We start from the raw sequence: 12,282 nt of genomic DNA, 5'->3' as shown, positions 1-12,282 counted from the left end.
TTGCGCTATGTAATTTTGTTTATTTTCATATAACAGGAAAAAGCCCATCCCCGCATAACGGTCATGAGCTTCCCTATCTGACTATTTAATGTAAGTGCTGCTGCGAAATATCATGGAGGGCTTCACCAGCTTCATCCGCAAAAATGTCGCGCACAGCCAGATCTCCAATCGACACTACGCCCACCAGCTTCTGGTCACGTGTCACCGCCAGCCTGCGAATTTGCCAGCCAGCCATTAACTCTGCAGCCTCATCTACTGAAGTATTCTCCGAGACGGCCTGAATCTCTTTACTCATTACAGTTTCCACTGAGGTTGAACCAGGGTGTTTAGCCGCATAACCTCTAATCACGAGATCGCGGTCAGTAATTACACCGAGCAGTGTCTTATGTTCTTCATTATCAACAACAGGTATAAATCCAGTGTCATAATCTCGCATTTTCACGGCAACTTCATACACATTATCTTGCAGCGTAACCGTTGCAGGCTCCTTCGTCATAACCTCTTTCACTGTCTTCAAGAATGAACCCTCCTAATCATGGTCTCCATGTTATGGGAATAGGTTCTCCTCTATGAAACGAAATTATACGATTGTGTCCTCACGCATACAGGAATTCGCCATAGCAATGAGCAGCTTCATTCCGTGCAGCATGGCATCTTCGTCAAAATCAAATTTGCTATGATGATGTGGATAGTCAGCCTCTTTATCCGGATTTCCGGCACCCACAAACATAAAGCAGCCTGGAATCTCCTTAACATAATAGGCAAAATCCTCAGCTGGCATCAGCTTTTCCATCCGAATCACTTCAACAGATTCTCCTAAAGCCGCTGGGGCCACCTCGAAAAACCGCTGCACTTCACCATCGTGATTTACGAGGGGAGGATATCCCATAACGTAATCTATCTTAGCTTCTGCCCCGTAAGCGCTGGCAATAGAAACGGTCATTTCTTCGATTCGCTGGCGTATCAAATGCCGTGTCTCCTCGTCGAATGCCCGCACTGTCCCTGTGATCCGGCATTGCTCGGCAATGACATTCTGGGCGAATCCCCCTTGAATGGTTCCTACACTGAGTACAGCGGGCTCCAGCGGGTTCACAGAGCGGCTTACAATGCTCTGCAGCTGGGTCACCAGCGCCGCTCCCGCCACGATGCTATCAATGGTACGGTTCGGCATGCCGCCGTGTCCGCCTTTGCCAATGATATCTATAAAAAACTCGTCCGCAGACGCCATCAACGGTCCCGGAGCACTCCCAACAGTTCCCATAGGCAATGGAGTCCACAGATGCAGACCATACACCGCATCCGCTCCTTCTAACATGCCTTCGGCAATCATCCCCTGCGCCCCTCCTGGGCATACTTCCTCTGCGGGCTGAAAAAGAAAACGCAGCTCCCCTTCCAGCTCCTCAAGCCGGCTGCTGTAGTAAGAGGCTACACCGAGCAGTATGGAAGTGTGGCCATCATGTCCACAGGCATGCATTACCCCTTCATTTTGCGAAACGTAATCCTTCTTGTTCTCCTCTTTAATAGGTAGGGCGTCCATATCCGCGCGAAGAACAACGGTTTTCCCCGGCCGCTTTCCCCGTAGTATGCCAAGCACACCATACCCTGTCCCGCTTCTTCTGACTTCAATTCCGAATTTGGCTAACTTATCTGCTATAAATGCTGACGTTTCCTTTTCATGAAAAGACAACTCCGGATGACGATGCAAATGGCGTCTCCATTCCACGATCTCCGGCATGAGCGAATCAACCGCTAAGCTCTTCATAAGTTCTCCATCCCCTTCTCGATAAACCCGCATCCATAGCAAGCGATAGCAGTCCTGTTCACTTTGTTCCAGCCGCGAACGACTATAATTCTTTTATTGTAGCAGAAACGCAAAAAACTGGGTATTGTTAGGCACTGCCTACTCTTGCACAACCTTTAGAAACATACTATCATGAGGTAGAACATCAGCAATCGGATCAGAAATTCATCATTATACTTCATAAGGGGGATATGCGTGCTATGATTTTTGAGAACACGGGCCTCGTAGGATTGAAGAGTGATCTTCTCTATCTGGACGAGAGTGCCACAAAAGCTGGCTTCATCCGCTGGCAATGGGAATACTATCGTGCCACTTACGACTGCAAAATTGAAGACCCACAGGATGGTGGCGAATACTTCCTACGCATTAACACTCGCGCTGTCGAGGGAAAGCTAGAGAAGTCTGATGCCGTACTTGCAATTGAAGCCGTATACTTAGGAAAAGCAACCTTCCCTCATGGCCTGGAATATGAATCTCCGGTGCCAAAACCAGTATTGGACACTGCTGCTAAGCGGATTCTTGAATTAAAGCAGCTGTTAGAGGCTTGAGTAACAGAAAGGGAACGACGAAACAAAATGTCAGCCTGCCCAAAAGAGGAACACCCGATTTCCAACTACTTATCTTAACACTACTACTTGTGGGTTTCGGTCTAGTCATGGTCTTCAGTGCTAGCTCAAGCTTAACCTTAGCAAGCCCGAAGTTCGGTAATGACCCTCTATTTTTCATTAAACGCCAAGTGATCTGGATCGTACTCGGAACCATTGTTATGTTTATAGCTATGAACATTCACTACAGTAAGTTTAAGAAGTGGTATGTACCTATTTTTATCATCACCGTTATACTTCTGCTCGTGGTAGCCTTCTCTGAAAAAATTAATGGTGCCAAGAGCTGGCTTAGTATCGGAACACTTGGAATTCAACCCACCGAATTAGCCAAAATATCGATTATCCTGTATATCTCAGCACTTATCACCAAAAAAGGTGAACGGTTTAGAGATTTCCGTACAGGATATATCCCTGTAATGGTCATCGTGGGTATTGTTGCCGGACTTATAATGATGCAGCCGGATTTAGGTTCTTGCCTTATTCTCGTAGCTACCAGCGGACTTGTTATTTATGCCGGTGGTGCCAGCATGAAGCATATTCTGGGCTCTATAGCACTGCTAGTGCTGGGTGTAGGACTAGTTATAGGCGCCAAAGCAGCGATTGATTCCTTATCTCCATCCGATAAAGCCACTGACACTCAGGATTATAGAAAAGGTCGTATCGTTGCCTTTTTAGATCCTTATCAGGTTGCTGAGGGTGATGGTTATAACATTATTCAATCCTTAACCGCTCTTGGCCAAGGTGGAGTAAGTGGTTCCGGCTTCGGCAAAAGCATTCAAAAGCTGGACTATCTAAAATACCCTTATACGGACTTTATCTTCCCCGTAATTGGTGAAGAGTTCGGCTTTCTTGGGACCTCCATATTTTTGATGTTATATCTGTATTTTATCTGGCGAGGTATTCTAATCGCTTTAAGGTGTAAGGATCCCTTTGGTACGCTCGTCGGAATTGGGATTATGGGCCTCATAGCCATTCAGGCCTTTGTCAATATCGGCGGTGTAACCAATACAATCCCTCTTACCGGCGTTACCTTGCCGTTTATCAGCTACGGGGGCTCTTCACTCCTTGTCAGCATGCTGTGCATGGGAATTATGCTAAGCATCTCAAGAGAAACCAACCTTCCTGCCAAAGAGGAAGTAACGAAATCTGTAACAACGGTTAGACAGGTTCGTTCCCGGTAAGCTTTATAAAGCCGGAGGTTAGGGAATTTACACATAAAAAAGCAGCCCAGGGAATTAACCTTGGACTGCTTTTTTGTGTACAAGTTTTTTAAGAGATTTCATCATTCTTGAAAGCTACGCCTTCAACTTTGACATTTACCTCAACAATATGAAGTCCAGTCATGCTCTCCACAGCTTCACGTACGTTCTGCTGAAGCATCCGGCACACTTCGTGGATCGGTGTTTCATAGAGAACGATAATTCGTAGATCTACTGCTGCTTCCAGCTGTCCTACTTCAACGGTAACGCCCTTCTGAACGTTCTTACCGCTTAGACGTTTCGCCCAGCCTTCTGACAGGCCACCAGACATGGCTGCAATTCCCGGAGTCTCCAAGGCAGCCAAACCGGCAATTTTTGAGACGACGTCATTTGAAATTCGTATATTTCCCATTTCCAGTTGAAGTTGTTCTGCCATGCCATATCCCCCCTACACTCATTATCAATTATTGTAATTCCAAAACAGGCTAAAAAGCAAATCACTTTATCGCTTTCTCGTTTACACCTAGGAACAATTTGGGTATATTGATTATGAATTCAATCTAAATACATAGATAGGAGTGCCTTCACATTGAAAAAATGGATTTCACCATCACTGATGGGTATCGCCTTTATCCTTAGTGCGATCGGCCATTATGCCGATTGGGATCATACCCTGCAGTTCATTCTATCAGCAATCGCTGTGGTGTTTGTGGCTGGTTTTCTCGGCCGGGCCACTGAAAGTGTAGCTCATTATGCCGGACAACGACTGGGCGGCTTCCTAAACGCCACCTTCGGCAATGCTGCTGAGCTAATCATTGCCTTCTTCCTGGTTAAGGAAGGATTGTTCGACATGGTCAAAGCCAGTCTTACCGGTTCTATTATCGGCAACCTGTTGCTTGTTCTAGGATTGAGTATTTTCGCCGGCGGGATGAAGTTCAAAGTTCAGAACTTCAACGTAACCCTTGCCGGAATGAATGGCTCCCTGATGATCGTTGCCGTCATTGCCTTATTTGTTCCCGCTATGTTCTTTACCACCCACTCTATTACGGAGAAGGATACCGATGTGCTCAGTTTAATCGTTGCCGGGCTGCTCATCGCTTCGTACATAGCTTGGCTAATCTTCTCCATGATCACGCATAAGAAACATCTAGAGGACGTTACAGAAGAGGGTAAAGAAGAATTAGCTCATGAACATGCCCCTGCTTGGTCCAAAAACAAATCCATCCTTTATCTCGTGCTTGCCACTGTAATGGTAGCCTTCGTGAGTGAGTGGCTGGTAGGAACGTTAGAGACTTTGACAGAGCGTTTCGGATTCAGCGAGCTGTTTGTAGGTGCGTTCCTCGTAGCCATCATCGGTAATGCCGCAGAGCATAGTGCAGCCATTATGCTGGCCATGAAGAACAAAATCGGTGCGGCAGTAGAAATTGCGGTTGGAAGCAGTCTGCAAATCGCCCTGTTCGTAGCACCTGTCCTAATCTTCGCCAGTTATTTCATGGGTGATACAATGGACATAGTTTTTACGACCATCGAAATTGTCGCCATCGGTGTAGCCGTCTTTATTGCCAAATCAATTACTCAGGACGGCTCAACTAACTGGTATGAGGGTCTCTTGTTATTAACGGTCTACCTGATTTTAGGAGTCTCCTTCTATCTCGTATAATCATTATTAACCATTGTTCACAACAAAAAGCGCACATGAGCGATTCGTCCTCATGTGCGCTTCTATAAATACTTAAGAAACCGATATTTATTCTTCCTTCGCTTTGTTGTTCAAAGCCTCGTAGAGTACTGCTAAGTTACGCTCCAGCTTACTTAGTACCATCTTACCAGTAATCTCTGGGACCAAACCTGCTCTAACCGCAAAATCCACTTCTCTGGAGAAACCGTACATCTGGGTATCCAGCACTTCCTCATAGAGAGGGCAGTAGCGTGTTGCCAGATTCTCCATCTGCACTTCTATAAGTTGCTGAATTTTATCGGCATCTTCTTGTAGAAGATTGATTGCTTTAAGATTATACTGTTCCTGTAATTCCGATGAAGTCATGCCTCTATCCCCCCCATGTCCAAAAGTTAAGCTGCTTTTACTATTTTACTTAATATTAGACGAAATCCGGTATCAATACAACAATTCAGTTTATACTAACCATATATTTAAAAGAACCTGCTGCGTTATCCTATCAAGTTTCGTATCTACTTCTAGAAAAAACGCCCCACCGAAAACCGGTAGGACGTTTTTAGCACGACTATTACTCAGCAACAACTGTGAATTTCAAACCGTGTTTTGCAAACACTTCAGTCATTGCCTTCTTAGCTTCTTCAGCATCTGCCCCATGAACATGAAGCTCATAGCTTTGGCTGGATACCAAAGTAGTGAACAAACCAAGGATACTTTTAACATCAATGTACTTGTTGTCCGCTTGAAGAACGATTGAAGAGTTGAACTGGCCTGCCGTTTGGGCAATATCGACAATTGCCGCATTGTTACTGGACATAGAAATCCCTCCGCAACTTGATTATAAAACTTTAGTCTTTTGTTATCATTTCTTATGATACATTGAATCCGCTTACTTGTGCAAGGAGTTTTCTTGTTATTACATTTTATTTCAAGTTTTCAGGATTCAGACCTTCGAGTTCCGGCAACACAAAAATTCCATCCTTACGGATCAATACATCGTCAAAATAAATTTCACCGCCGCCATAATCGGGACGTTGGATCAACACAAGATCCCAGTGAATGGAGGAGCGGTTACCGTTATCTGTAACATCATATGCTTGTCCTGGCGTAAAGTGCAGGCTGCCTGCGATTTTTTCGTCAAAAAGAATATCATTCATCGGGTGAAGAATGTAAGGGTTAAAACCAATAGCGAATTCGCCAATATGACGCGCGCCGTCATCTGAATTCAAAATTTCGTTCAAACGAGCGGAGTCATTGCTGGTGGCTTCAACAATTTTTCCATTCTCGAATTTGAATTTGATATTTTCAAAGGTCACTCCATTATATACTGACGGTGCATTATAGCTGATCGTTCCATTTACAGAATCGCGAACTGGGGCGCTGTAAACCTCGCCATCCGGAATATTTTTTTGCCCGGAGCATTTCTCTGCACCGATTCCTTTAATCGAGAACTTAAGATCTGTTCCAGCACTCAAAATATGTACCTTATCCGTTCTGCGCATGAGATCAGCTAAAGCATCCTGAGCCTTGTCCATCTTGGCGTAATCCAAATTACACACTTCGAAATAAAAGTCCTCAAACGCTTCAGTGCTAATATTCGCAAGCTGAGCCATGCTCGCATTCGGATAACGCAGTACTACCCACTTCGTATGCTTCACACGTTGTTCGCTATGCACTGGATGAGAGTACAACGAGTTATACAATTTCATATTTTCTTCAGGAACATCGGACAGATCGTTCACATTCTCACCTGCACGAATCCCGATATAACAATCCATTTGCTTCATCCGGTTCAAGTCAATTTCAGCCCATGTCTGAAGACTCTCACGAGTTGCGTATTTAAGCATGCTGCGCAGGACTGTACGATCTGTTAATTGTACAAAAGCATGACCACCGGCCTTGCCGATTTCCTCTACAACAGCTTTGATTAAATCTCTTTCATTGCCAATCATTTCGACGAGCACGTTCTCGCCTGGCTGGACATTTACAGAATAACCGACTAGGTTAGCTGCCAGCTTTTGAATTCTGGGATCTTTCATTGTGTATTCTTCCTTCCTCTGTCTAAAAAATAAGCAAGCTTTTCTATTGTAGCACGCCCTGTATGGAGCGCAAGACCTGTGGGATAATGTGAAAATCAACGAAAGCCTGAAAAATTCACCTGTGATACATAAGTTTCATTATCAGATTCATTTCCCGCCTCCGAATAGGTAACCTTACGATTTAAGGTGAGCTTTCTCGGCAGATTATGTTTTGTATCAACGGTTAAATGGTAGACAGTCTCAACATTAGCTTGTTTCAGCTTTTGCTGTAATTCATTATTTTTCTTCTCCCATAGCTCCACCAAAGCTTGCGTAACCGCCTGGTCGTTCTTTGTTATTTTTCCAGCAGAATCTGGTGTTTCAGGTCGAAGGTCTTGCATCTCTTTTTCCAATTCAGCAGTCAGCTGCTTTCTGGCCTCAGCAGGCGTCAGCTCGATCCGCAGCACATTTGTCCCTCTGCCTGCACCCGCATCTTCAGTCACATTAGCCTCCATGGATTGCAGCTCCTCCAGCTGTTTCAACGGATTAAGCAAAGCAAGCGGATTTCCGTCCTCAGAGGAACCTTCAGTGGTCAACGCTACCCATTCCCCCTCTTTTTTCTCTAGCTGACTATGGAAAGCTTTCATAGAAGTGATGCTGCTTTTTAAATCTTTAGCGCTATTTGCTGATTTTTTTGTGGCTGAGGATTTATCAGGAAGCAGTGTATACAGATTGACCTTCTTATGGTCCTGTACTGTGCCTTCGTAAAATATCATGGATTCCGGAACGGTCTTTCCACCTTTTGTAAGCATGGTTGACCCTTTAAAAGTAACCCCATCGCTGCCCGTTATACCCGCTAACACCAAACTCAGATCTTCCTTGGCTGGTTTATCTCTAATAACGCTGCAACCGCTGTTGAACACGCAGGACAAGGTAAAAATCATAAGAACTAACCCCTTCAGTAATAATGACTTTCTCACGGTCATCAGGCCTTTCTTGGAGTATTTTACTTTACAGCCCACTATAGGGTTCTCCCTTCCTGCGCGCCTTATACAGATGCAAATACGTTGCTGTAATCGGTTTCCATACATTGCTCTAACTTATGCGCGTTCGTCGCTTGCTTCTGAATGTCAGTACATACCACCTTCAGACTCACGAAGTTACCGCTGCCAGTCGCAGCGCCGTTGAAGCTTTCGGACACAGCTGACCTTAATTACAGTATTTTGCGGTATTTCGTATGCCAACGGACTCCATTGCAGCTATTGACCCGAAATGCGCCCGATATGCCCCTCATACTAAGCAATAGCGTCTCTGGTGTCCGAAACCTCACTTAAAAAGCTAAAATCATGCTAATAACGTCATCTGGGTCCGAATGCATCGCAGCGGCATGTATGATACACAGTCGAAGCAGCGAGCCAACTATCAAAACAATGACCAGCAACTCCTTATTACGGGAGAACTGCTAGTCACGTGCCGATGCGCGAATATTGCCGTTACAGTCGCCGCACCGTTGTCTCTAACGGACACAGCTGACCCTTAACGCAGCATTTCCCGATATTTCCCATACCAACGGACTCCAGCACAGCTATTGACCTTAAAAACGCACAAAATGAGTCTTTTTCCAAGCTATAGCGTCTCTGGTGTCCGAAAACATGCCCCAAAGGCAAAATACACGCCAATAGCGTCTTCTGAGTCCGCAAGCCTCGCAGCATGATGGATACACAGTCGAAGCAGCCAGCGATCTGCCAAAACAAAAAGCAGCGACTCTCCAAATACGGGAGAACCGCTGCTCTGCTATCTTTTTTTACTTATGAGGCAATCCCTTCACACCGCTGCCATTCTATTTAGTGTCAACGATCACCTGGTTACGCCCATTGTTCTTAGCTTTATACAGTGCCATATCCGCTCGATAGAACAGGGATTCGACACTTACACGTTCGTCCATCCAGCTCCATTCTGCTATACCGCAGGACACTGTTACATTAGGTTCGGTTTCATTCATCACTCGCTTACGAATACGTTCAGCCACATTTACTGCCTGTTCTACTCCCATTAATGGTAAATAGACCGACAGTTCTTCTCCACCCCACCTCGCAGCAATATCCCCTTGACGGATGGAGGACTTCACAATTTCACTGACCTCTTTTAAGATCTTGTCGCCCTTTTGATGACCATAGGTATCATTCACCATCTTGAACTGATCGATATCCACAACAATTAAGCAACCGCAAAAATCTGTAGACTGCCGTTCCTTTATTTCTTCGTCCAGATAATGACGAGCATAAAGTCCAGTTAGGCTATCTCTGTTCGCTAGACGTCTAACTTCGGCATGCAGCCTTGCATTCCCTACAGCTAGTCCAATATGCCCCGCCATCGCCTGAAGCAATCTGTAATTGTCATAAGAGAAATAATGGGCATCGCGATGCGCCAACATGATGGCACCACGCACTTCACCACCTACACTTAAAGGTGTGGCAATCAGCGACTGCGACCCGGTAGCATTCATTAAACGAGAAGTAGTATTAGGATTATCTATGTAGTTAGACATGATTAATGATTCCCCAGTAGTATAGACCTTCCCGCCTAAACCTTGTCCTACTTCTAAAATTTCATTTTGCAAGGAGGAATGATTGCAAGCAATAACCTCTAGCCCGCCCTTTTCTTCGTTCATATGTAAAATACAGCAGTAGTCTGCACCAAACATCTCCAACAGCTCTTCAAACGCAAATTGAAAAATATCCCCTAAACGCAAGCTCTGATTCAGCCGTTGTGTAAGTTCGTTACTCATACGCAGCTCACGAATGAGCTGATTGGAGCGTTCATACAGCTTGGCATTCTCAAAAGCAGTACCTGCGGTATCCGCCACCATCGAGAGAAACCGTAAATCTACATCCATAAAGATCGAGTTATCCATCACCATGTGGAATACGCCATAAACCCCTTGCTTCCCGCCTAGCGGAAGACCAATCTCTACAATGTGTTGATCTTCAGTGTTGGTGTTCAGAGCAACACGGCCGTCTTTAAATGCTCTAGCGCAGACATCATCACTGGACATCTGAAACGGTAAAGGTTTGACCTGCGGATGAGTGCTGCGGTGATCTTGCGACATAAACAGCTCAAGCCTAGCACCAGGGTACATTGCAGAAATGCTATCTATAACCTCCGTAAGCACAGCGTTCACATCAATATTGTCATGCATCCGCTGAACGATCTGAAATAACAAGGAGCGGCGATTGCTCTCACGTTCAGCATGTTGATGAACACTCGCAAGATCAGTTACAAAAATATGTTCAAACTTATGATAGAATATGGTCCGGTACTGCAAAGATATAGCCTCAGCAGTATCTCGTCCACCCATTAAATATTGTTGTGTCGGCATAGCACAGCCCAGGAAGGCAAAAATTTCTTTGTCAACGCGAGTGATGAGCGGTATAGTAAAAAAGCTCATATCCTGACCCTGCACCGTAAGTTGAACAGATGAGGTTGCGCCAGAAAGTAAACTAGCTGCAGCCGCTTGCTCCCATTGGTGCCTCCATCGTTCTTGCTGATCGGCAATATTAGCAAAATATCTGCCTTCAAAATTCAGCACACACCAATCCCATGATTTAGCGAATGGTAGAGCCTCTAGCCCATCGATCCATTCCTCGAAGCTGTCTGCAATCAGATTGGCCAAATATGGGAAGTCATGGGACACTATTTCCGTTTCCCTAAGCCAGGCGGTGGGATCTTCGGAATCTCTACTAGTGTGCAATTTGTCCTGTATCAGCATACGACTGTCTTGAGAAGCGTATGCTTTCTGTTCTGACATAACGAAGATCCCCTTTGCTTCTCATTTAAGAAAAAAAAACCTTCCCAATTAACATCTAATTAACTATATTTTACTCCCTTTCTTTGTGTATTGCATTATATTTTCCTTATTTCCGGGATTTTTTTTAGGACCAAAGAACTAACGACAAAGAATGACAAAAACTCTTTTAATATGCGCTTGACTTTATATGCTACTTTCATATAATATTTATTGTTGAACAAGACTGTAACAAGTCTTACTTGGGCGTAACGTTGTGTCACCCTCACGCATTTCGTTACTGCCAGGGCAGCGGCTGAACTTCCCTGGTAGTGTGGAAGCCATTAATGCTAATCACGGATACGAAATGCGGCGCAAATAGAGCCCTAACCTGAAATTTCAAATATAAAGGAGTCTACTATAACATGGCACGTTACACCGGACCTAAATTCAAACTCAGCCGCCGTCTGGGCATTTCCCTTAGCGGTACAGGCAAAGACCTGAAACGCCCTTTCCCACCAGGACAACACGGCGCTAACCAACGCAGAAAAGTAAGTAACTACGGAATGCAGCTTTTGGAAAAACAAAAACTGCGTCACATGTACGGCTTGGGAGAGAAACAATTCCGTACTCTCTTCGCTAAAGCACAAAAACTTCCAGGTCTTGCGGGCGAAAACTTCATGTTCTTGCTTGAAAGCCGCTTGGACAACCTAGTTTACCGTCTTGGATTTGCTAACTCCCGTGCTGGAGCACGTCAGTTGGTATCCCACGGACACGTAACTGTAAACGGCAAAAAAGTCGACATCGCTTCTTACCGTGTAAGCTTGGGCGACGTTATCGGTCTTCGCGAGAAGAGCCAAGGCATGGCTTCCATTAAAGAAGCTCTTGCTAACCGTAACCACCTTCCAGCTTACCTGGAATATGCTGAAGGATCTTTCGAAGGTAAATATATTCGTTTGCCAGAACGTTCCGAGCTTTCCCAGGATATCGATGAGAAACAAATCGTCGAGTTCTACAACCGTTAATATCTCGCTTTTAGCGGGTATGACCAAAGCCTCCGGATTAATCCGGGGGCTTTTTGTTATGTCAATATCCTAAATTCCATGCCGTTTGTAAAAGGTTATGCTTCCGCAAATCATACCCTAAATTACTTTATTTATAATTTTTGCACAAAAGTCGAATCTTAAGACCATGAGAATC

Annotated in this window: 13 protein-coding genes; 4 read left to right on the top strand and 9 right to left on the bottom strand. The window is 44.9% G+C overall.

The genetic code is table 11. The features are described from left to right. Window positions 1–85: 85 nt before the first annotated feature. On the bottom strand, window positions 86–517 hold the full coding sequence (locus tag NST40_RS12170) for a CBS domain-containing protein (RefSeq protein WP_076129131.1): 432 nt from the start codon (window positions 515–517) through the stop codon (window positions 86–88). A gap of 63 nt (window positions 518–580) precedes the next feature. Continuing rightward, window positions 581–1,762 carry a M20 family metallopeptidase gene (locus NST40_RS12165; protein ID WP_076275863.1) on the bottom strand — a complete coding sequence of 394 codons (1,182 nt, stop codon included), beginning with the start codon at window positions 1,760–1,762 and terminating at the stop codon, window positions 581–583. Window positions 1,763–2,001: 239 nt separating this feature from the next. On the opposite strand from NST40_RS12165, the gene NST40_RS12160 reads away from it, so the two are divergent. Together NST40_RS12160 and ftsW are read left to right on the top strand one after the other, a co-directional pair. Beyond that, complete coding sequence (locus tag NST40_RS12160; RefSeq protein WP_036686159.1) at window positions 2,002–2,349, top strand: YugN family protein; 348 nt, start codon at window positions 2,002–2,004, stop codon at window positions 2,347–2,349. After that, window positions 2,346–3,587 carry a putative lipid II flippase FtsW gene (gene ftsW / locus NST40_RS12155; protein ID WP_081387374.1) on the top strand — a complete coding sequence of 414 codons (1,242 nt, stop codon included), beginning with the start codon at window positions 2,346–2,348 and terminating at the stop codon, window positions 3,585–3,587. The genes NST40_RS12160 and ftsW overlap by 4 nt, the downstream gene beginning before the upstream one ends. Window positions 3,588–3,675: 88 nt before the next feature. Here the strand turns inward: ftsW and NST40_RS12150 are convergent, their stop codons facing one another. After that, a complete protein-coding gene (locus NST40_RS12150; protein WP_019911482.1) occupies window positions 3,676–4,041 on the bottom strand; it encodes an Asp23/Gls24 family envelope stress response protein in 366 nt (121 codons plus the stop codon). 153 nt (window positions 4,042–4,194) lie between these two features. Between NST40_RS12150 and cax the strand changes: the two genes are divergently transcribed. Further along, window positions 4,195–5,265 (top strand): calcium/proton exchanger, encoded by a 1,071-nt coding sequence (gene cax / locus NST40_RS12145; protein WP_036686157.1) that lies wholly within the window; start codon window positions 4,195–4,197, stop codon window positions 5,263–5,265. An 87-nt stretch (window positions 5,266–5,352) separates the two neighbouring features. Here the strand turns inward: cax and NST40_RS12140 are convergent, their stop codons facing one another. From NST40_RS12140 to NST40_RS12115, 6 genes are all read right to left on the bottom strand, one after another. Beyond that, complete coding sequence (locus tag NST40_RS12140; RefSeq protein WP_036686156.1) at window positions 5,353–5,649, bottom strand: YlaN family protein; 297 nt, start codon at window positions 5,647–5,649, stop codon at window positions 5,353–5,355. 202 nt (window positions 5,650–5,851) lie between these two features. After that, entirely contained in the window at window positions 5,852–6,097 is a 246-nt protein-coding gene (locus NST40_RS12135) for an HPr family phosphocarrier protein (RefSeq protein ID WP_036686154.1), read from the bottom strand. 106 nt (window positions 6,098–6,203) lie between these two features. After that, window positions 6,204–7,319 carry an aminopeptidase gene (locus tag NST40_RS12130; protein WP_036686152.1) on the bottom strand — a complete coding sequence of 372 codons (1,116 nt, stop codon included), beginning with the start codon at window positions 7,317–7,319 and terminating at the stop codon, window positions 6,204–6,206. A gap of 95 nt (window positions 7,320–7,414) precedes the next feature. Continuing rightward, on the bottom strand, window positions 7,415–8,242 hold the full coding sequence (locus tag NST40_RS12125; protein ID WP_076275864.1) for a hypothetical protein: 828 nt from the start codon (window positions 8,240–8,242) through the stop codon (window positions 7,415–7,417). 104 nt (window positions 8,243–8,346) lie between these two features. Then, window positions 8,347–8,499, bottom strand: coding sequence for a hypothetical protein (locus NST40_RS12120; protein WP_179086972.1), 153 nt, complete (start codon window positions 8,497–8,499; stop codon window positions 8,347–8,349). 639 nt (window positions 8,500–9,138) lie between these two features. Next, complete coding sequence (locus tag NST40_RS12115) at window positions 9,139–11,106, bottom strand: sensor domain-containing diguanylate cyclase (protein ID WP_076275865.1); 1,968 nt, start codon at window positions 11,104–11,106, stop codon at window positions 9,139–9,141. Window positions 11,107–11,507: 401 nt separating this feature from the next. Between NST40_RS12115 and rpsD the strand changes: the two genes are divergently transcribed. Beyond that, window positions 11,508–12,107 carry a 30S ribosomal protein S4 gene (rpsD, locus tag NST40_RS12110; protein WP_036686147.1) on the top strand — a complete coding sequence of 200 codons (600 nt, stop codon included), beginning with the start codon at window positions 11,508–11,510 and terminating at the stop codon, window positions 12,105–12,107. The last annotated feature ends 175 nt before the right edge of the window (window positions 12,108–12,282 follow it).

It is taken from the genome of Paenibacillus sp. FSL R10-2778, assembly GCF_038593035.1.
Classification (GTDB): Bacteria; Bacillota; Bacilli; order Paenibacillales; family Paenibacillaceae; genus Paenibacillus_AQ; species Paenibacillus_AQ odorifer.
Note: the sequence above shows the minus strand (reverse complement) of the source record. Positions and strands in the feature narration are given on the sequence as shown.